This window comes from uncultured Adlercreutzia sp., assembly GCA_910585575.1.
Taxonomy (GTDB): Bacteria; Actinomycetota; Coriobacteriia; order Coriobacteriales; family Eggerthellaceae; genus Adlercreutzia.
In genome coordinates this window covers 1-20,591 of the sequence record CAJUFS010000046.1, presented here as the reverse complement: position 1 = coordinate 20,591, position 20,591 = coordinate 1, and the positions used below count along the sequence as shown (strand labels likewise).

Genomic DNA, 20,591 nt, shown 5'->3' with positions numbered 1-20,591 from the left:
CCACAATGGTGATGAAGAAGGTGGAGCTGATGACCATCGTGACCAGGTCGGAGGTAATGCCCAAGTCGTTCATGAGCAGGAACATAAGGAACGTGCCAAAGCCATACACGAGGAAGGCGTTGCCGAAGCCCACCACCGCACAGGCCCAGTACTTGCCGTTGCGACGCACCTCGGCCATGGTGCCGGGCAGCTGGGAGGTGTCGCGCGCCGGCGCATCGGCGGCCGCCTCCTCGGGCAGCAGCTCGGCGATGGACATCGCCCCGGGGTACACCGTGCCAATCTCGCGCACCGTCAGCAGATACAGCACGAAGATCACCACGCCCGAGACCGCCGTGAGGCCGCCCATGGCGGTGTACCACGGGAGCCCCCAGCCCAAAAGTGCCTGGGCGCCCAGCGTGGCCAGGGTGAAGCCGATGCCCAGCACGCCCAGCAGGATGCCTCCGGCAATACCGCGCTGGCGCACTGGGAACCACATGGCCGTGCTGTTGACAGCCGCGGCCCCAATGAAGCCGCCGGAGATGCCCTGAATGAAGCGAAGAACCAGATCCGACACGTAGTTGCCGCCTGCAACGGCAAAGACAGCCGAGGCCGCCACGTCGATGGCCAGGGCGATGAGAATGGTCTTCTTCGTGCCCACCTTGGCGATGAGCTTGCCACCCGGCCCTGCCAGCAGCGCAAAGCTGATCATGGTAGCCGTGGTGTAGAACGAGAGCATGGTGGCATTGAGCCCCATGGCCTCCTGGATGGCGGTGCCAAAGGCCGCCGCCGTTTGAATGGTCATGAAGAAGTAGCCGTAGGCCAGCATGTTCATGACCAGGATCCACCAGCGATAGGCCGGTGCCTTGGAAAGCTTGGCAGCTTTCATACGTACCCCTTTCTATTCAGGGGCGCCGCCCTTTCGGCGCCCCTCACTCCCCTTGCATCGACGGCTAGATGCGCACGCCGATCTCGCGGCCCTGGCTGAGGGCGTCCACCATGAGGCTCGCGTCCTCGCCGTTGCAGGCGCCGATGGAGTACACCTCGGGAGCCAGATTCTTCAGCGCCTCGTAGAGGCTCAAATCCTCATGGGGCGACTGGAACACCATGATGGTGTCGGCCGGCTGGAACTTCTCCACGCCGTTCTCCTCGTAGCGCAAGCCCTTCTTCGTGATCTCCTTGAAGGTGACGCCCGTGGTGATAGACACGCCCACCTCGTTCAGATAGTGCAGCGAGCGATCGACGTAACGCGGGGGCATACGGTCGGCCACCTTGTCCACCTCGTCGAACACCATGACGTTCTTGCCGCGCTTCTGCAGGAAGATGGCACCCTGAATGCCCTCGATCTGGGCTCCCAGCACCACGCAGTTCTTGCCCACGCCCGGCAGCGCCACCTCGGACAACTTGTTCAGGGCATTGGCGCCGAAAATCTTCAGCGGGATCTTCGCCATCTTGGTCAGCTGGGGCACCGTGGACACGTTCTTGCCCTCGATGCCGGGCACCGCCGGCGTGCCGTAGGCGCCGCCCGTGGCCACGATGACGACATCGGGCGCCATCTTGCGCACATAGTCCGGGGTAACTTCGGTCTTGGTTTTAATGGTGAGACCGGGAGTCTTTTCCGCCTGGGTCTCGAGCCAGGTGATGAGCGCGGGCACGTCTTCGCAGGTGGTGCCCTTCACCATGGTGGCAAGCTTCAGCTCCAGCGCCAGCATGGACTCCTTCTCGGCCAGGGTCACCTCATGACCGCGCTCGGCCGCCACGCGCGCCGCTTCCAGGCCGGCGGCACCGCCACCCACCACCAGCACGCGCTTCTTCTTCTCGGCCGGCTTCGCCTCCAGCTCGCGCTCGCGACCGAAAGCCGGGTTCACGCGGCAGCGCTTGATCACGCCCGGGTGCTCGGCATCGCAGGTGGCGCAATGGTTGCAGCGGCGCACGTCCTCGGGGTGGCCGGCGGCCAGCTTGTTGGCCATGTCCGGGTCGGCCCACAGGCCGCGGGCGAACAGCGCCAGGTCCATGTCGCCGGCGCCGATGGCCGCCTCGGCCTTCTCGGGCGTCAGCGAGCCGATGCCGAAGACGGGCACCTGCACGCCGGCCGCCTTCACGTTGGCCGCCAGCGGCACGAGCAGGCCACTGCCCTCCAGACGCGGCAGGTAGGGCTGCATGTCCGGGTCGGCCTTCGGGTACATCCAGTAGTCGTCGGCGTACTGGAAGGGGCAATCGCCGTAGCCGTAGCCCGTCACGGAGATGTAGTCGGCGCCGGCGCGCTCGTAGAGCTTCGCGAACTCGGCGCTCTCCTCCATGGTGGTGGCCAGCGGATGACCGAATTCCTGGCCGTTCATGCGCACGCCCACGATGAAGTCCTCGCCGCAGCGCCCTTTGATGCCGGCGATGAGCTCGCAGGCCAGACGCGTGCGGTTCTCCAAGGTCTGGCAGCCGTACTCGTCGTTGCGCTTGTTCCAAATGCGGGAGGTGAAGCTCATGATGAAGTAGCCGTTGGCCGCGTGAACTTCCACGCCGTCAAGACCTGCCTTCTTCGCGCGCTCGGCCGCGTCGATGTAGCGCGCCTTGAAGGCCTCGATCTCCTCGAGAGAGACGCCGCGCACGGGGAAGCAGTAGGGCACCGGGCTCGGCAACTCGGTCTCGGGGATGTCCGAGGGGCCCCAAGAGCCGCCCTCGGTCTTCAGCGCCGAGCCATTCTGGAAGATCTGCGCGATGATCTCGCAACCATGGGCGTGAATGGCGTCGGCCAGCTTGGCCATGCCGGGAATGAACTTGTCGTCGTACAAGCCGCCGAACGGGTAATCGCTTACCGTGAAGCCGGAAGTACCGTCCTTGCAGATGAGCATTGCCGGATCGTCGGAAATGCAGGCGCCCAGAATAACAGCGCCGGCACCGCCCTTGGCAATGGCCTCAAAGGTGTCGATGACGCGATCGTTGCAGAACTGATCCGGTCCCCAGAACAGCGTGGAAGAGGGCCCCTTCGCAATGCGATTCTTCCACGTGTGGGTTCCAATCTGGATAGGCGCAAGCAGCTTCTCGTAACCGCTCATGTCTCTCCCCTTTCCTACCTCTCTTTGAACTTTTTATTGAACTGTTTTTTAAACTTAGTTCAATTTTCGAGACGCAGGATACTCCCCTTTTTGAACGGTTGTCAAGACTTTTCTTTTCTTTAGTTTGAACTTTGGTATAATTTTCTTGAACACAAGCGAATGGCACACCTCAGAGAGAAAGAGACCGACCATGGCCGTGAAAGCACCGCGCCGGGTAAAATCCCAGAACACCCGCAAGAAAATCTTCGATGCCGCCGCCCGTCTTCTGAAGAAGCACGGCGAGGATTACCTTACTATCGCGAATATCTGCGACGAGGCCGGCATCTCGAAGGGCACCTTCTTCTATCACTTCAATTCGAAGGAAGACCTCATGCTGTATTACCTGCAAGAGGGCTTCGACAACTTCGTAGCTGAGCACAATGGCGACGCCGTTGAGCGCGCCGGCGATGATGTCTACTTGCTGGTGCTCTATCTGTACCAAGAGTATCTGGACTACTGCCAGTCCATGGGCATCGAGTTTGTTTCCAACTATTACCAGTCGAAGAACAAGGCGCTCGACGCACGCAGTGTCATGGGAACCCCCGACACCATGAACTTCCTGCTGAAGGCCTGTGCCGAAGGGCTGCTAGCAGCCCAGAAGGCGGGCTTCGTCCGCGAAGACTGGAGCGCCAACGACATCTCCTACGACTGTTGCTCGGTTATCAAAGGCTGCGTCTTCGAATGGTGCATCACCGACGGCGCCATCGACCTGAACGCCCACGCCGAGCACATGCTGCACGCCTACTTCACCAACGTCGTTACCGACCGCTACCGCGAAACCTTCCCCTTCACCGAACCGCCCATGGCCTAACGCGAAGCGAAAATGAGACGGCCAACCGTCTGACTTGTCTCATTTGATGCAACTGGATGAGACGGCCAACCGTCTCATCCTAAGGAGAGCCCCTAGCCTATCAGCGAGATGAGCATGCCTCCGGCGCACAATGCCAGCGTAGCGGCCATGAGCGCATCGATGGGGCGCTGATGGGCTTCGTAGAACGACTGGAGCTTCACGCCTCCGTAGATCCACACAAGATTGCACAGCGCTCCGGCCACGGGAAGCACCAGGGATGCGCCCAGCAACGCCGGCACGTTTTCGGCATAGGGAATGACGTAGGCCACCAGCGCCGTGCAGGACATGACGAGCACCTTCGCATTCGTCACCTGCAGAACTACCCCAGCGCCGATGGTGGGGCGCACGTTCGCAAAGCCACCGTGGCCATCGCTGGGACGCACCATGGACCAGGCAAGCCACAGCACATAGGCAGCTCCGACCACCGTGAGCACCGGCAGCAGGCTGTCAATGGCGTTCGCGGCTCCGTAGAGCACCGCCAAGGCCGCCGCTATCACCAGGAAGAGCCCCAAGGTCAGGCCCACCCATTGCCGCAGCGCCGGCCGCAAGCCCAGACGCAATGCCGTGGCCATGGAGCACAGATTGGCCGGCCCGGGCGTGATGGCCTGGACAAAGGTGTACGCCAAAAAGGCGGGCATGGCGGCAAGCAGCGCGGAGGTCATGGCATCCTCTTCTCGTAGGGAATCACGGGTCGTTCGCATTGGCGACCCTTCTCGACCCCTATCATGGCCGAAACGAATCCATTTGTATAACGAATAGTTTTGATAATATTGTTTCGATAATTCGAACATTGGAGCCCTATGGACATTAAATGCCTGCGTACCTTCCAAGCCGTCGTCCAGTGCGGCACCTATGCCCGAGCCGCCGAGCATCTGGGCTATACGCAGTCCACCGTCACCGTGCACATCAAGCAGCTCGAACGAGACCTGGGCATTCCCCTTTTCGAGCGCGTCGGGCGGCGCATGGTGCTCACTCAGAAGGGCGCGGAGGCCCTGACCCAGGCCGCAGACATCATTGCCGCCGTCGACCGCTTGGGGTCTTTGGCAGCCGCCGAGGGCGAGCTTTCCGGAGAGCTGCGCGTCGATGTGGCCGAGAGCCTTCTGTGCTACGCCATGAACGAGGTGATCTCGGAGTTTCGCGAACGGGCGCCCGGCGTGCGTCTGCGCCTGCGCGACGGCTCGCTGGCCCAAATATCGCGCACCCTTCCCCACGCGGAATGCGACCTTTCGCTGCTCTATGCCGTCGATTGGCGCCCCGACGACATGGTTGTAGAGACCATCGCTCACGTAAGCACCGTGGCCGTCGTCGCAACAACGGTGGCTCCTCCCGATCTCCAGACCTCCGGCCATTCGGTCACGATGCCCTTCATCATCGACGAGCCCGACAGCGTGTTTCGTATTGGATTCGAGCGATCCCTGGCTGAACGCGGCATCGACCTGGCCGACACTATGGAGCTGTGGACCACCCACGCCATTCGCCGCCTGGTCACCCTGGGGATGGGCTTCACCATTGCCCCGCGCTTCGCCGTGGTCGACGAGTTGGCCGCGGGACAGCTCCAAACCGCCCCTTCCCCTTCTGACGATCTCGCCTTTCCCGTACTGCTGGCCTACCGCAAAACCACCTGGCTCACCCCCGCCGCTCAGCTGTTCATCGAGGTGGTGAAGAAGCACCTGCCCGCAGCGCTCAGCCGCTAAATAGGGACGGCCAGCGATGAGACAACCGGGGCAGCCAACCCCAGGTCTTAGACGCAAAACGGCCGCCCCGAGGGGCGGCCGTTGTTGGGAACGCTTGGTTTCCGTTGCCGATTAGAACTCGCGGAACTTGTCGCGCGGGGTGAAGCAGATGGGGCACTTCTCGAAGTCGTCGCCCTTGTGGATGTAGCCGCAGATGGGGCACAGGTAGTAGGCGTCGTTGTCCGGGCAGTCGATGTTGTTGTAGGCGTCCATGTACAGCTCGGCATGCACGGCCTCGGCCAGCTTGGCGCGGGTGAACACGAACTCGGCCTTCTTGTCGCCCTCCTCCTGAGCCACCTTGATGAAGCTGGGGTACATGTCGGAGGTCTCGTAGATCTCGCCCAGGGCGCCGGCGATGAGGTTCAGGTCCGTAGCAATGCCCTCGGCATCGGGAGCGGCGGGACGCTCGTAGTCGGGCTCGACGGACTGGATGACGCCGGCCTCAAGGCCGATGTGGATCTGCTCGGCGGCGCTGGTGGCCTCGAACAGGCGGGCAATCTGATCGTAGCCCTGAGCCTTGGCGGCCAGAGCGCACGCGGCGTACTTGGCAGATGCGCCGGTCTCGCCCATAACGGCAGCCTTCAGATTGTCGAGCGTGGTGCCCACCTCGGTGATGGACTCGGGAACCACGTTGAAGTTGGTGGAGTTTTCAGCGGTAGGAATAACATCGCGAAGATTCATGGATTGCTCCTTTGCCTCGTCTTTGCCTTCGCAGGCGGTATATAACCTTGGTCATTATAGCTTGGCTCACAGAGACGCGCTGAGAAAAGTTCACTCTTCGCAGAGACGAAACAAATCCCCAGGAGCCCCGAACCGCTCTCTATTATGGAACCGTCGCAGGTGATTCGCTGCGGGCGCGGAGCCGAACGTTGCGAAGCCGTTGCTCGTCCTCCCCTCTTCGCGGCCCTCGGCCCCTCACCCCGATCAGCCGCCATTTTGTGTCCAGTGCCCATCGCGGCTCAATCGCAGCCCGCTTCCTCCTCCGAACCATCACGTACCCGCGACACGCGCTCCCCTTTCGCCGTCTTTTGCGTCATACTGGGGCCAAGCAAACATCGTCGAAAGAAGGTGCTATGGAACGCGAAGTAGCGTGGAAGAAGTACGACGAAGACGCCCTGGCCTCCCTTGAGGCCCTGGCGGCCGACTACATTGATTTCATCTCGCTGAACAAAACCGAGCGCGAATGCGCCACGGCGGCCATCGCCGCCGCCGAGGCCGCGGGCTACGAGCCCTTGGCCGACGCCATGGCAGCCGGCGCCCCCGTGGGCTCGGGCAGCAAGCTGTGGGCCTGCGCCCAGGGCAAGGCCGTCATCCTGGTGCACGTGGGCAGCGAGCCCCTGTCCGCGGGCCTCAACATTCTGGGCGCCCATATCGATTCGCCGCGCCTGGACATCAAGCAGAACCCCCTGTACGAGACGAACGATTTCGCCCTGCTGGACACCCATTACTACGGCGGCATCAAGAACTACCAGTGGGCGGCGCTGCCCCTGGCGCTCCACGGCGTGGTGGCCACCACCGACGGCACGGTCATCGAGGTGAATATCGGCGACGACCCGGCCGACCCGGTATTCTGCGTGACCGACCTGCTGCCCCACCTGGGCGCCCAGCAAATGGAGAAGACGGGCGCGAAAGTGGTGGAGGGCGAGGACCTGGACATCCTGATAGGCAACCGTCCGCTCGTGCTGGCCGAGGATGCCTCGGGCGAAGCAGACAAGGACGCAAGCAAAGACGCCGCCAAGGACCCGGTGAAGCGCATGGTCCTCTCGGTGCTGGCCGACAAGTACGGCATTGCCGAGGAGGACTTCCTGTCCGCAGAGCTGGAAGTAGTTCCCGCCGGACGCGCCCGCGACCTGGGACTTGATCGCTCCATGGTCATCGGCTACGGCCAGGACGACCGCGTCTGCGCCTACACTTCACTGGTGGCCCAGCTGGCCTTGGGCGACGACGTGCCCACCCGTGCCGCCGTCTGCGTGCTCGTGGACAAGGAGGAGATCGGCTCCGTGGGCGCTACAGGCATGGGCTCGCTCTTCTTCGAGAACACCATTGCTGAGATCATGGAACTGGCCGGCGAGGGTGGCACCCTGCCCCTGCGCCGCGCCCTGGCCCGCTCGCGCATGCTGTCCTCGGACGTGTCCGCCGGCTTCGACCCGGCCTATGCCAGCGTCTTCGAGGCGAAAAACTCTGCTTTCCTCGGGCGCGGCCTGGTGTTCAACAAGTACACGGGCGCCCGCGGCAAAAGCGGCTCCAACGACGCTTCGGCCGAGTACGTGGCCCAGGTGCGCCGCATCATGGACGACGCCGGCGTCAGCTTCCAAACCGCCGAGCTGGGGCGCGTGGACGCGGGCGGCGGCGGCACCATCGCCTATATCCCGGCGAAATACGGCATGGACGTCATCGACTCCGGTGTGCCGGTACTCTCCATGCACTCCCCCTGGGAGGTAACCAGCAAGGCCGACATCTACGAGGCTCGTCGCGGCTACGAGGCGTTCCTGCGCGCCTAGCGCCTAGCGCCTCGCCTCTCGGTACAGCATCGGGTGCCCGCGGCGCCCGAAAACCCAAGGAAGGCCCCTGATCATCAGGGGCCTTCCCTATAAAGCGCAGTTTGTTGCGCCGCGTGCTACTTGCTCGAAGCGTCAGAATCCTCGGCGTCGTTCCAGGGGCTCGCGTACACCGCATAGCTGGCGTAATCGGGAGCATCGATGGCGAAGATATCGTAATCGGCCGCCTTGCCCGGCTCGGTATCGACAATCTTGAAGTAGCCGCCCTCGATCTTGCCGTCCTTGTCCAGAAGCACCACATCCACACGGGACTGGGTTGCCTCGTCCAGGGCCTTGGAAGCCGTTACCGTGCCCGTGAATTCCTTGGCACCGAACTCGCTGTCCTTGGCACCGTTATCCTGCACGGTGTACACATTGGCCAGCGTCTCATCAGTGGCTTCCCAGGATCCCTCGGGGGTGGTCACGGAGAAGTCGACCGTAGCCGGCTTGACCGTTTCCTCGTCCGTGGCGCCGTTCTGGGCCGTCATACCTGCCACATAGGAATAGTAGTAGGTAGAGTTCGGCAGAACGCTCGGGGTCTCGATTTTCTCGTCGAACAGCACGTTGCCCGCATCGTCCTTGCCCACAACCTCGATGACCGGGTCAACGGCTTCAACCGTCTGATTGGGATTCTGAACCTCGACGGCAAAATCGACCATGCCATTGTCAGACACGAACCAACCCGAGTCGACAATCTGCAGATCAGCCGGATCGGACGCTTCTTGCTTGGCCGTGGCCTCGTCGGCCTTCGCTGAGGCTTGCTCTACTTGCTCCTGGGTCTGACCATTAGATTGCTGGTCGGCAGCTTGCTGCGTCGCTTGAGCCTGATCGCCTGACGTCTGACCCTGATCGGTTGTTGCCGCAGAGCAACCTGCCAGGCTCACGGCAAACAAGCCGCACACCGCCATCCACCCCAAATTGCGTAACTTCATGACTATCTCCATTCCTCAACGTTCGCTATGTGGTGAGGTCCGGCGCCTGCGACTCTTTCGCGTAAGGCGCACGAGGCGTATGCGTCGCTGTGCACGGGCGACGACGACCTTTTGACCTGCTAGCTCAATGATGACTGCGAAACCGAGGAAAAGAGAGCCGAACCAGCCTTCGTAAAATCGGTGCCATAGCTTTGTTTCCGTTGAAAACGCCGCGTCAACAAGGCGAAATGGAGAGCAGGAAACTCATGAAATACGGAAGAGACCCTAGAAATACGAAAACCCGCAGGGAGGGGAATCCTGCGGGTTTCGTTTTGTGGCGACAGCGAGACGAGGAGAAGCTTCGCCACCCAGTAAAACAAGAAGAGAGGAGGATGTCGTCGGTCTGAAGATCCTTCTTGAAGGGGGTTCGTTGAAGTTCTTCGTCCCTTGCGACGAAAGTTATATTAAGTTAACTATATCCCAGAGGCAATAGGGTTAACCATGGTTTACATTTTCTCCATAAGTCACAGAAAAGTGCAGGATTCTTTACACGCGGGTAACCAACGGCTCCAGGCTATTCTCCCCTGCCGAAAAACTTCCTATACTGCAATCAGCGAAACGGAAAAGAAAACCTTTTCCTCTTTCCTTTCCTTCTTCTCTCTTTTTGAGAATCGGGTTCCCCACATTCCCCGATTCTCGCGAGAATCGGATCTCCCCAATCCGTTCTCGAACCCCAGGGAGGCGGCTTGAAGCCGCCTCCCTGTTTCTTTTTATGGACTTCGCCGAAAGTGCTTTCGACAGCGCTCTTAGCTGACGGGGACACCCTCCCCCTGATCTTGCAGCACCTCAAGGGCCTTCGCATAGCCTCCCGCGCCATAGCTCAGGCATTTCGATACGCGGGCAATGGTGGTAGCCGAGGCTCCCGTTTCTGCCTCGATGGCCGCATAGGACTTCCCCGCCGCCAACATGCGCGCCACCAGCAGACGCTGGGACGTTTCACGAATCTCACGCACCGTGAACAGATCCTCCAAGAGCGCGAAGATGGTGTCCGGGTCGTCGAGGGTGGCAAGCACCGTCAGCAAGTCGTCCACGTCGGAGGTGCGAATATCAGCCATGGAGCAGTTCCTCTCTTACGGAGCCGCGTGAGCGCCCGAGCGCCGGCACACAAGCCCCGTTCTCTTCGTCGATAACGCCATTGTACTCCATCCAAGTAAAGCAGTGGAGCACGGTTCAGGCGAAGCGGCCAAAGCGGCCAGCGCGCTACCGTCCCGCCGCGGGCAGGGAGCGCATAGCCCGAGCATAGATGGCGGCCAGCACCAATCCTGCCACGGCCACCACGAGAGCCGCCCCCATGGCCCAGGCAAAGCCCGTGGCCGAAGCCGCTCCCCCCGCCGCACCGCCCGCCGCGGCCCGGGCGGCCGCCGAGCTCATCACGCCCACGTAGGCCGCCGGCCCCAAGCAGGCGGCCAGCTGCACGGCCATGCTCATAAGCGACACGCCATGGGAGTCAAGCTCGTCGGGAAGACGGCGCAGCCCCGCCGTTTGCGCCGGCGACAGCACCATGCCCGTGCCCAGATAGCCGAAGAAGAGCCCCACCGTCACCATGGCAACGCTTTGCTGGACGGCACCGCCCAAAGCCGCCAGCAGACCCACGACCGCCACCAGCAGTCCGGCAGGCAGAAGCGGCCACTCCCCTTTGCGATCAAGGACGCGCCCCGACACCAGCGACGCCGTGGCATTGGCCAGCACCGGCGCCACCATGAGCAGGCCTGCCAGCGAGGCGGTCAGACCCGCCGCTTCCTCGAAGTACAGCGGCGCCAGCACGCTGAGCGAGAAGTAGGTCATCATGGTGATCACCACCAGCAGAGCCGCCGGCCAAAACGAGCGCTGACCGAAGGGGGCCATGCTCACCAAGGGAGACGCGAGGCGCTGCTGCCGCCACGCAAAAAGCGCCAGCACCCCCACCGCGGCGGCCAAAGCCGCCATGCCAGCCACAGGGCGCAGCGTCAACTCCGACAAGCCCCAAGAAAGCAGGGTGACGCCCAGCGCCGTCAGCAGTACCGAGAGACCATCGAGAGCCTTGCGCTGGCCAGGACGATCATCGCGCACCACCACGAAACCCGCCACAAGGAGCAGGGCCGCTGCCGCAAGAGGCACGACGAACACGCTGCGCCACCCCCAGTCGCTAACGAGAAAGCCCGTCACAATGGGCGCCGTGGCGGGCCCCAGCGTGATCATGCAGCTGCCTACGGCCAGATAGGTGCCCATATTCTGATGGGGCACCTTATCGACAATGACATTCATCATAAGGGGAATGAAAACACCGGTACCCGCGGCCTGGACCAGGCGGCCTATCATGAGTACGGCAAAGTTGGGAGCCACCAGACCGCCCAGCGACCCCGCCATGCTCAGCAGCGAGGCCGTCAGAAACAGCGCACGCATGGAGAAACGGCGGTACAAGTAGGCCATACACGTCACCACCACCGTGACGGCAATCATATAGCCGGTGACCAGCCATTGGGCCGTAACCGCATCGACGCTGAACGCACCCATAATGGCCACGAGCGCCATGTTCACCAAATTTTCGTTGAAGCCCGCCAGAAAGCCGCAGGCATAGAAGACGCCCAGCAGCGCCGTCAGCGATGAACCGCGCGAGGCCGAAGAAGCATCCGATTGCATGAGAGCCCTTTCCCGTAAAATCGTCAGTTTCCAGGGACCTCGTGCACAAAAAACGGCCCCGGGCAGCGTAGATATTACTGCGCCCCAGGGCCGTAACCGCGTTCTGCAATGCACTAGTCTAGCGCAAACTTCCCGCTCTTTTCCCACTTGTTGCCCGATGACGGCCGGCGGTTTCTAGGCCGTCACCTCAGCTTGCGGGCTCGCTTGCCCAGCGCCGCGTTGCTGCGGCGCCTCCGAAGTCCCGTCTTGGGAGCCGTTAGCTTCCGAAGCGCTATTCCCGTCGGGACGTTCGCCATGGGGACCGCCGCCGCGGCCGCCCATGGCTCCCATACCGCCCGTCGGCGTGGTGGACACCGTAAAGTCCGTTGTGGCGCCATCCACCGTCAACGCCCCCGTGGCGCCTTCAGTCAGCGCCGGCGCCGATACCACCACGCACTGGAAGGCCTTCGGCACGGTATAGGACGCCAGCTCCTGGCCGGCCTCGTCGGTCAGAACCAGCGTGCTGTTCGCCGAGCCCGCAACTTCCACCAAAGCGAAGGGCTGCGTGCTGCCCTCCGAGAAGGTCTCGGCCATACCCGTCGAGCCCGCCAGCAGCACGGTGCCGCCCGTGATGGTGGCGCCGTATTCGTAGTCCAGGGCGCTGTCGCCACCGCCAGCCGAGCCATTGGCCAGCACGGTGCCGCCCGTCACCTCCACATAACCGTTGGAATCCAAACCATCGCCGCCCGCATCGATGGAGACCGAGCCGCCGTTGATCTGAATGAGGCACTGCTCGCTGGCGTTATCGGCCACGGGACCGCCGGCACCGCCTCGCATGCCGCCGGGGCCGCCCTGGCCGTCCCCCTCGGGCCGCTGCCCGGGCTCCATACCCTCGGGCATTTCAGGACGTTCGCCCTGCTGACCCGCGGGAGGCTCGGGCGCCTGCCCCTCCTGGCCCTCAGGCCGCTGGCCGGGGTCGACGCCTTCGGGCAGCTCGGGCGGGGTCTGGCCCTCGCCAGGCTGTGCGCCTTCCGGCAACTCGGGCGGGGTTTGGCCGTCCTGGCCCTCGGTGCGCTGCGCATCGCCGTCGGCGCCCGACGCGTCGCCGCTCCCAGTTGCACCGTCGGCCGTGCCAGCCCCATCGCTGGTGCCCGAAGCGGCGGTTGCATCTTGCGCGTCACCCGCCGTCTCCGCCGTCTCGTTGTCGTTGGAGGCACGCTCGGCCTTGGCGGCGTTGATGCCGTCGTCGGAGGCCGTGATGTCCACCACGCCATCGTTGATGATCACTTCTTGGGCCTCAATGCCCTCGTCGCACCCAGTCACAGTCAGTGCGCCGCCGTCCTGGGTGAACTTCGTTTCGGCATTCATGCCCTTGCCGCCCGCCTCGACAGTATAGACGCCGTCGATCAGAGCTGCTTCGATATCCGAGCGCAGGGCGTGATCGGCGGCCTTTACCTGCGCCTCGCCTCCGGCAAGCCGCAGATAGGTTGCCGCCTGGAAGCCCTCGTCGCCCGCCTCGACGGCAAAGGCACCACCGTCGATGCTGACAAAGCCCCGCGTGGGATCCTCATCGTTGCTGGACTTCACGCCGTCGCCACCGGCCGTCAGAGCGAAGGAGCCGTCAGCCACCTTCACGCAATCCTTGCCGAGCAGGGCATCCTCCTTCGCCGTCACCGTTACGGCGCCACCGGTGATGACCAGGTCGTCCTTGGAATTCACCCCATGACGATAATTGCCCTCTACGGTGAGCGCGCCGGTGCCGTTGATGGTCAGATCGTCCTTGGAGTAGAGTGCCGCGTTGGGCTCGTCCTCCCCTTCCTCCAGGGCATAGGAAGCACCGTCGGCCAGAGCGTTCTGCGTATCCGCCGCCAGCGTGACAAACACCTTGTCCGCTTGCTGGATGTTCAGCGCCGGCCCCGTCTCATTACGGATCGAGGCCCCGTCGAGCACCAGCTGCACCTTGTCTTCTTTGGAGGCGTTCACCACCACGGAACCGGCAGACAACTCGCCGGTAAGCACATAGGTGCCCGCCGCCGAGATGGTGACCGTTGCGCCTTCAGCAGAGGCGCCGTCGCCCTCCACCGAGGCCGACTGTCCCGCCAAGGCAATCTTCGTTGCCGACGCTTCGTCGTAGGTGGCGTCCTTATCGCGATCGGAATAGGAGAAATCCATACCCGCAATATCAATGAGGGAGGCCCAATCTACCTCTTCCTCGCTGGTGGCCGCACCTTCTGTCGACGAGGCCGCCGTATCGGCATCATCGCTGTCGTACGCGGCAACCGTGCAGCCGGACAGCGCCAAGGTAGCCGCCAAGGCCGAGGCCACCGCCCCGCGGGCCCAGAGCGCCCGGCGTGTCGGTCCTGTCATTCGTTTCATATTTCTTCGCACCATAGATCTCTCCCTCTCGTTCTTTTTTTGAAGTTGTTGGCGAACGGCCGAGCCGCGGCTGCTAGAGCGTCTCGCGCCCCGCCGGGGTCATGCCCAGGGAAATCTTCAAGTTCCCGTTCAGGCAGCGCAGCTCGTCGATCATGGCCTTCTCCAGCCCCGGCTGACGCAGACGCAGCTGATAGGTGAGCTGGAAGAGGCTGCCCATGTTCGTGGTGGTCACCTCGGTCAGCTCCGACTCGGCTGCATAGCGATTGAGCACCTCATCGAACACGCCGTCGTATTCCAGATCCTCGGGGATGGTAATGCGCAGCGTCTTGCCCGGCTCCCGCGGCTTGCCGAAGGGCGTCAGCACGAACAGCAGGTTCACCACGCCCACCACCACGGTGAAGACGCAGGCCAGCACCAGAAAGCCCATGCCCGTGGCCAGGCCGATGGCCATAGCCAGAAACACACTGCCGATGTCCTTCGCCGAACCGGGAATGGAGCGGAAACGCACCAGGTTGAACACGCCCATGACCGCAATGCCCGCGCCCAAGTTGCCGTTCACCAAGGTGATGACCATCTGCACAATGAGGGGCAGCAGCGCCAGCGTGACCACGAAGTTCTTCGAGTAATTGTGGCGGAACATGTAGATGGCGGCGCAGGCGGCACCCAGCACCACCGAGAAAAGGCAACAGACCAGGAAGCCGCCCGTAGAGACCGCCCCTACCAGCGACTCGGACGTGCCGAAAACCGACGTAAACGCAGCATCAAGCATAATGAATCCTCTCTTTTCTCAGTGCTGGTGCCAAAAACAGTTGGTTTGATGCACCCCGCCGCACTGGCCGTTGCTTCTTGCTCAGCTGATAGGCGTTGCCGTATTTGGTGAAGGAGGCGGGGTAGATGGCGTGGGCCGACAGCGCTGTCACCAACCAGCGCGGGTAGGGCCCGGCGCTTTTGATCTCGAGGATGGACTCCCGGGGCGCGATAATGGGGCACCATCCCATCTGAGGTCGGAAGCAATCCCAATACTCCAGTCGGTCGTCGAAGGTGAGCCGCAGCTCGGGATCGAACAGCGCGTCGGCCGGGCTGTCGACACTGGCCGCCAGCTCGCCTCCCGTCGGCAACATCTCCTGCACGGCCCAGGCCTCGCGATCGCAGGCAATGCCCATGGAGGGCACCAGCGGCGTGACGCGGCCCATGGCCGCCTCCAGCTCGCGGGCAATCTGACGCGTCTGCGCATTGAGCGCCTCGGCAGCCTGCCCAGGATCGGCCAGAGGCCAGCGCGTGCTGGCCACTTCGTAGGCCGTGCCGCTGACGAAGGCCAACGCCGCCGGCAGCGAAAGGGCCAAGCGCCGCTTGTACACAATGCCCTTGAACTTCTTCTTAATGCCGAAGAACACCGTCACCGCCAAGGGATCGGCCAAGCCGGCCACCGAGCAGCCAGCGTGCGCCCGAGCTTCCACCACGGCTTCGGAAAGCGGCGGCTCCCCAAGCGAGCGCACCATCGGGCCAACCATGAACGCAGCCATGAGCGCCAGCCCGGCTGCTTCGCCATAGGCACGCAGGCGCAGCTTCTCCTTGTACAGAGGCTTCTCCACCGACCGTGCAATCATCGCCCGATCGGGTGTGTCCAAATACAGACTGGTGATGCGCGTGCGCCCGTAGGCATCCACGGCCATCCACGCCGCAGCCGCCGCCTCGACGGCCCGACGCTGCGCGGGGTCGATGCGATACTTCTTCTCGACGCGCTTGAAGACGCTGTGATAGCCGCCCATGCTCTTTCCTTCCTCTCAAAGCGAAGGCAATCCTACGGGGATATCCTGAAAAGTGCCTGAAGCAGCGGATTTTTTCAGGGAGCTTTCAGCCGCGCCGCTACAATGGAACTCGCAGCAAACATCCGCCTTTCGGGACCCAAGGGGGCCGCCATGCGCGTTCTGGTAGTAGAAGACGACGTCCGCCTCGCCGAGGCGCTCGGCCGCATTCTGGAAGACAACGGCTATGGGGTCGATTTGGTCCACGACGGCCAGGCGGGCATCGATTACGGATCGTCGGGCATTTACGACGTCATCATCCTGGACGTCATGCTGCCCAAGGCCGACGGTTTCACCGTGGCGCAAAGCCTGCGGCGCGCCCATGTGAGCACGCCCATCTTGCTGCTCACGGCCCGCGACGGCACCCAGGATAAGATCACAGGACTCGATGCCGGAGCCGACGACTACATGACCAAGCCCTTCTCCCCGGCCGAGCTGATGGCGCACCTGCGTGCCCTCACCCGCCGCCAGGGCGACGTGATGTTCGAGACGCTGAAGGCCGGCGACCTCTCCCTGGACCTGGAAAGCTTCGACCTTACCTGCGGCGATTCCACCATTCGTCTCAGCCAGAAGGAATACGCCATCGCGCGCATTCTCATGGCCTCCCCGGGCGCCGTCATTTCCAAGGACGCGCTCATCGGCCGCGCCTGGGGTCCCGATTCCAGCGCCGGCGACAATAACGTGGAGGCCTATATCTCGTTTCTGCGCAAGAAGCTGACGCATCTGGGATCATCCTCCATCATCGAGACCATCCGCTCCGTCGGCTATCGCTTCGTCGAGGGCACCGACGAGAGCGCTGACCGCTAGACCGCGCCGCGCTGAGCCGTGCCCATGCGCTCCCCTCTCGACATTCTCATCGATCACCTGCCGGCGCCAGACCGCACCGACGGCACGCTGCCCTTGCTGCGGCGGCTGCGCATCAAATTCATTGCGGTGAATATGGGTCTGGCCACGTTGGTTTTGGCCGGCTCCTTCACCGCCATCTGCTACATGGACTATCGCAGCGACACCGACGACGTGTACCGCACCCTGGCCCAGGCGGCCAACCGCGCCATCGAGCGGCCCCAGCTGGTGCCCGAGAAAAATCCGCTGCTCCCCTTCGAAGAGGCGCCCGCCAACGACACGCCGGGCGTTCCTCACATTCCCACGGATCCCACCGGCCCAGACGAGCAGCCAGGGGGCACCGCCACGCCCCAGGGCGGCACCGAGCAGGACGCGAACACGCCCACCGAAGGCGACGAGGGATTCGCACCGCCCCAAATTGGCGGCGATCCGCGCACGGGCGGCGAGACGCCCCTGCCCATGGCGGTGTACTACTGCGAAAACGGCACCGCGGTAGCCCTTCCGGAATACTCCAGCGCCTCGGTGCCCGAGGCCGTGCTGGTCGATGCTCTCACGCAGGCCACCGCCTCCGCCGCTTCACGGGGACTCCTCGACGGCGACGGCCTGTTCTTTGCGAAGCAGACCGTCGGCCCCGCCACCGTGGTGGCCTTCGCCGACAGCGCTGCCGCCGAATCGTGGAAGTCGCTGGCCCTGGTGCTGGCGGGCGTCGGCATGGGCGCCCTGGCCATCCTTTTCCTGCTCAACCTTGTCTTTTCCCGATGGGCCCTGCGACCGGTGCAGCAGGCATGGACCCAGCAACAGCAGTTCGTGGCCGATGCGTCCCACGAGCTGAAAACGCCCCTCACCGTCATCCTGGCCAACAACGCCATCCTGCGCAAGCGCAAGGACGAGACCATTGCCAGCCAGGCCCAGTGGATCGAGAGCACCCAGATGGAGGCCGAGCGCATGCAGGGCCTGGTCACCGATATGCTGGACCTGGCGCGCTCCTCGGCCGCAGCCGCTGCCGTGCCCCGCACCCCCGTGAACTTCAGCCGCCTGGTGGACGGTGAGGCCCTCACCTTCGAATCGGTAGCGTTCGAGCGAGGTTTGACCTGGGAAAGCACCGTGCAATCGGGGCTGACCGTCGCTGGCGACGAACGTCGCCTGCAGCGCCTGGTGGCGGTGCTGCTGGACAACGCGTGCAAGTACACGAATCCCGGGGGCTGCGTCGAGGTAACCCTGCGCGCGGAGGAACGCACGGCCTGTCTGCGCGTGCGCAATACCGGCGACGTCATTGCCGAAGAAGACCTGGCCCACCTGTTCGACCGCTTCTACCGCGTGGACAAGGCCCGCACCCATGGCGCGCTGGCGGCGGAGGGCAACGCAAGCAACCCCGCCGCCGTTCCGACCACCACCGAAGGCTCCCCCAACGGCTATGGCCTAGGGCTGGCCATCGCCCGCGACATCGCCCAGGCTCACCGGGGCACCTTGAGCGCCACCAGCACTGCTGCGGAAGGCACGATTTTCACCCTGCGCTTGCCTCTGGTATAGAAAAGCCCCCGGCGCCTTGAAGAGGATAGCGGCACCGGGGGCGGCAGATCGGAGCACCGTGACCACCGAAGCGGCCGGGAGATGGCGCTCGTCCTGCTTGAGGAAAGGGCATCAGCGCTCGAAAATGTCTCCGTTGAAGTCGAGGCGGAACGTATCGAGAATCTGATGGGGGTTGTCCGTCAAGCTAACAGGGCGCCCGGCCATGGCATAGCGGTGCTTCTCGCCGTTCACTAACCACGCCGTCGGCACCTCATCGAGCAGCGCAATGGCATCGGCCGGGCAAATGTCCTGGCAGCTTCCGCACTTCACGCAGTCACCGGGCGTATGGGTCACGCCCAAGGTCCCGTCGGCCTCGTCGAACTTCGCGATGGCGCCCGTCGGGCAGAAGGTGGCGCACATGCGGCACGACTCGCACTTCGTGCCGTCGATGACCACCGCGCCCCACAGGCGACACGCCAGTTTGGCAGCTTTCGGCTCGCCCAGCTGAGCCAGGGCGTCAAGCAGACGCTCGCGGCGGTCGGGCAGAAAATGCGGCAGGGTGCCGTCCTTCATGACGTGCATGGATTGGGACACCTTGCGGCTATGGCCGGAGTTCCAGTAGAAGCGCAAGCCAGTTCCCGCTGTCACATCGGCCGCCTCGGCCTCGGGCGAGGAAAGGGAGATGGGGGCGGAAGCGTCGACCTCGTTCGCCTGCGCAACCGCGTCTTTCTCAGCCGGCGCAGCGCCGTCCGCCCTGCTTTCAACCGGAACGCCTTCCGAAGCTGGCGCACCCTCTTCGATCGCAGCGCGCAAAGGCTCGCACGCGCGCTCCTCGGCGAAGTAGCCATCGCGAGCGCTCGGGGCGTCAGCCACCGTCACACTTTCGCACAACACCGACGCCGGCGGAACATCGGTCACCGTTACCGTCATAGCGTTGCCCCAGGCATTCAGCACCAAGCGAGCCGTCTCGGCCACCAGCTCGGCCGTAGCACGGCCATGGCGCTGGGCGCAGCGGTCGCACGCGCCGCAGAGCACCGTGACCTGCGTCACGCCCTCGGCGGCCAGTCCCGCCAAAAGCGACTCGTCCACCCGTCCCGCGCACACCACTTCAGCACAGGAGCCCTCGACAAGCAGCCCTTCCAAGGCCGCTGTTGCCTGACTGCAGGCAATCACCACCGCGGCATCCGAGACCGCGGCCAGACACGCCGCTTTCAGCTGAGCATCGCTAGGATTCAGCGACTCTAACGCACAGGTAGGGCACACCGTCGCACAGGTACCGCAGCCCACGCACTGGGCCGCGTCGATAACCAGCTCGCCCTCCACCAGGGAAATGCAGCCCGACGTGCAAGCCGCGGCGCACTTCAGACAGTCCACGTTGCGGTTGCGCACCTTGGCGCACCGCTCGCGATGAACACGAATAGCCGCGCTGTCCACGGCCGCAAAGGCGGTACCCACATGACGATGGGCCGCCGCATCAATCCTCTCAACCATGATCGCTCCTCTTCTGCCGTCCGAAAACCTCTCCCAAAGTCTTCGGACGGCATCGATCAGTTATTGCTACTCAAGCCCCGGACGAAGCTCATCGTCCATAACGGGATCGGGAATCTCCACCACAGTCTTCCCTGCCTTCTTGCCCACAAACACCGGCATAGTAATAGCCTTCGTGGGGCACACGTCCACACAATTGCGGCAGCGGGTGCAGTCGGCCATGGTGCGCAGCCCGAATTCAGGATGGCGAATGTTGATGTCGGCCTCGCATACCTCGGCGCACTTGCTGCAGGACGTGGCCTTCGCCGTCTCCAGGCACTTCTCGTCGTTGATGACCGGCACGAAGGTGCGCGAGAAGCGCGACACCAGATTCATCAGCGCCGACAGCGGGCAGAAGTTGCTGCACCACTTGCGCAGCACCACCAGCTCCACAACAAGCAGCGCCGGAATAAGAATCAACCCGATGGTGGCGTCGCCGGCCGAGAACGCACGCCACACCAAAAGCACGGTGGCGAAGGTCAGGCCCACAGGACACACCAGGCAGAATACCGGGAAGCCGAAGATGGCCGTGGACAAGAGCGCGCCGCCCAGCACCGCGTGGCGGGAATCCACCTTGCCGTGGGGCTTCGGCTGGCACTTGCCGCACGCACCGCAGGCATGACCTTCCTTGGCGCCCTTCAGAAGCTCGATCTCCTGCTTTGAAATGGCCTTGATCTCGGAATTCTTCTTCTCGGCCAACTCCCGGCGCTTCTTAGGCGAGCGGAAGAAGTCGCGGATGCGGTCGATGAGCATGGTGGGGCACAGCCACGAGCAGAA

17 protein-coding genes are annotated in these 20,591 nt (G+C 63.5%); 5 read left to right on the top strand and 12 right to left on the bottom strand.

The annotated features are described in order from the left end of the window. Both QZ307_RS07430 and QZ307_RS07425 read right to left on the bottom strand, forming a co-directional pair. A partial coding sequence (locus QZ307_RS07430) for an MFS transporter (RefSeq protein ID WP_295997986.1) occupies positions 1 to 865 on the bottom strand: 865 nt, incomplete at its 3' end. 64 nt (positions 866 to 929) lie between these two features. Then, positions 930 to 3,026, bottom strand: a complete 2,097-nt coding sequence (locus tag QZ307_RS07425; RefSeq protein ID WP_295997979.1) for an FAD-dependent oxidoreductase — start codon at positions 3,024 to 3,026, stop codon at positions 930 to 932. A 190-nt stretch (positions 3,027 to 3,216) separates the two neighbouring features. Between QZ307_RS07425 and QZ307_RS07420 the strand changes: the two genes are divergently transcribed. Continuing rightward, a complete protein-coding gene (locus QZ307_RS07420; protein ID WP_275206228.1) occupies positions 3,217 to 3,876 on the top strand; it encodes a TetR/AcrR family transcriptional regulator in 660 nt (219 codons plus the stop codon). Positions 3,877 to 3,968: 92 nt separating this feature from the next. Here the strand turns inward: QZ307_RS07420 and QZ307_RS07415 are convergent, their stop codons facing one another. Then, positions 3,969 to 4,616 carry a LysE family transporter gene (locus tag QZ307_RS07415; protein WP_295997973.1) on the bottom strand — a complete coding sequence of 216 codons (648 nt, stop codon included), beginning with the start codon at positions 4,614 to 4,616 and terminating at the stop codon, positions 3,969 to 3,971. Between the two features lie 99 nt (positions 4,617 to 4,715). Here QZ307_RS07415 and QZ307_RS07410 point away from each other — a divergent pair, with 99 nt between their 5' ends. Further along, a complete protein-coding gene (locus tag QZ307_RS07410; protein WP_295997969.1) occupies positions 4,716 to 5,609 on the top strand; it encodes a LysR family transcriptional regulator in 894 nt (297 codons plus the stop codon). A gap of 111 nt (positions 5,610 to 5,720) precedes the next feature. Here QZ307_RS07410 and ngr read toward each other — a convergent pair whose 3' ends face one another. Next, a complete protein-coding gene (gene ngr, locus QZ307_RS07405) occupies positions 5,721 to 6,329 on the bottom strand; it encodes a nigerythrin (protein ID WP_295997964.1) in 609 nt (202 codons plus the stop codon). A 392-nt stretch (positions 6,330 to 6,721) separates the two neighbouring features. On the opposite strand from ngr, the gene QZ307_RS07400 reads away from it, so the two are divergent. Next, positions 6,722 to 8,149, top strand: a complete 1,428-nt coding sequence (locus QZ307_RS07400) for an aminopeptidase (protein ID WP_295997960.1) — start codon at positions 6,722 to 6,724, stop codon at positions 8,147 to 8,149. Positions 8,150 to 8,265: 116 nt separating this feature from the next. Here QZ307_RS07400 and QZ307_RS07395 read toward each other — a convergent pair whose 3' ends face one another. The 6 genes from QZ307_RS07395 to QZ307_RS07370 form a co-directional block, all read right to left on the bottom strand. Next, on the bottom strand, positions 8,266 to 9,117 hold the full coding sequence (locus QZ307_RS07395; protein ID WP_295997955.1) for a hypothetical protein: 852 nt from the start codon (positions 9,115 to 9,117) through the stop codon (positions 8,266 to 8,268). Positions 9,118 to 9,902: 785 nt separating this feature from the next. Beyond that, positions 9,903 to 10,211, bottom strand: coding sequence for a YerC/YecD family TrpR-related protein (locus tag QZ307_RS07390; protein WP_295997951.1), 309 nt, complete (start codon positions 10,209 to 10,211; stop codon positions 9,903 to 9,905). 145 nt (positions 10,212 to 10,356) lie between these two features. Beyond that, positions 10,357 to 11,775 (bottom strand): MFS transporter, encoded by a 1,419-nt coding sequence (locus QZ307_RS07385; RefSeq protein ID WP_295997949.1) that lies wholly within the window; start codon positions 11,773 to 11,775, stop codon positions 10,357 to 10,359. 174 nt (positions 11,776 to 11,949) lie between these two features. Then, a complete protein-coding gene (locus QZ307_RS07380; protein WP_295997945.1) occupies positions 11,950 to 14,121 on the bottom strand; it encodes a carbohydrate-binding domain-containing protein in 2,172 nt (723 codons plus the stop codon). A gap of 82 nt (positions 14,122 to 14,203) precedes the next feature. Next, positions 14,204 to 14,899: a DUF4956 domain-containing protein gene (locus QZ307_RS07375; protein WP_295997944.1), complete on the bottom strand. Its 696-nt coding sequence runs from the start codon at positions 14,897 to 14,899 to the stop codon at positions 14,204 to 14,206. Then, on the bottom strand, positions 14,892 to 15,899 hold the full coding sequence (locus QZ307_RS07370) for a VTC domain-containing protein (RefSeq protein WP_295997941.1): 1,008 nt from the start codon (positions 15,897 to 15,899) through the stop codon (positions 14,892 to 14,894). Before QZ307_RS07370 ends, QZ307_RS07375 begins: the two co-directional genes overlap by 8 nt. Before the next feature lie 150 nt (positions 15,900 to 16,049). Between QZ307_RS07370 and QZ307_RS07365 the strand changes: the two genes are divergently transcribed. Next, the gene (locus QZ307_RS07365; protein ID WP_295997938.1) at positions 16,050 to 16,742 is read left to right on the top strand and encodes a response regulator transcription factor; all 693 of its coding nucleotides are present in this window, start codon (positions 16,050 to 16,052) and stop codon (positions 16,740 to 16,742) included. 24 nt (positions 16,743 to 16,766) lie between these two features. Further along, complete coding sequence (locus tag QZ307_RS07360; protein ID WP_295997935.1) at positions 16,767 to 18,308, top strand: HAMP domain-containing sensor histidine kinase; 1,542 nt, start codon at positions 16,767 to 16,769, stop codon at positions 18,306 to 18,308. Positions 18,309 to 18,419: 111 nt separating this feature from the next. Here the strand turns inward: QZ307_RS07360 and QZ307_RS07355 are convergent, their stop codons facing one another. After that, positions 18,420 to 19,778 (bottom strand): 4Fe-4S binding protein, encoded by a 1,359-nt coding sequence (locus QZ307_RS07355; protein WP_295997934.1) that lies wholly within the window; start codon positions 19,776 to 19,778, stop codon positions 18,420 to 18,422. A gap of 66 nt (positions 19,779 to 19,844) precedes the next feature. Then, positions 19,845 to 20,591, bottom strand: a 747-nt coding sequence (locus tag QZ307_RS07350) for a 4Fe-4S binding protein (protein WP_295997931.1), incomplete at its 5' end; no start/stop codon positions are given.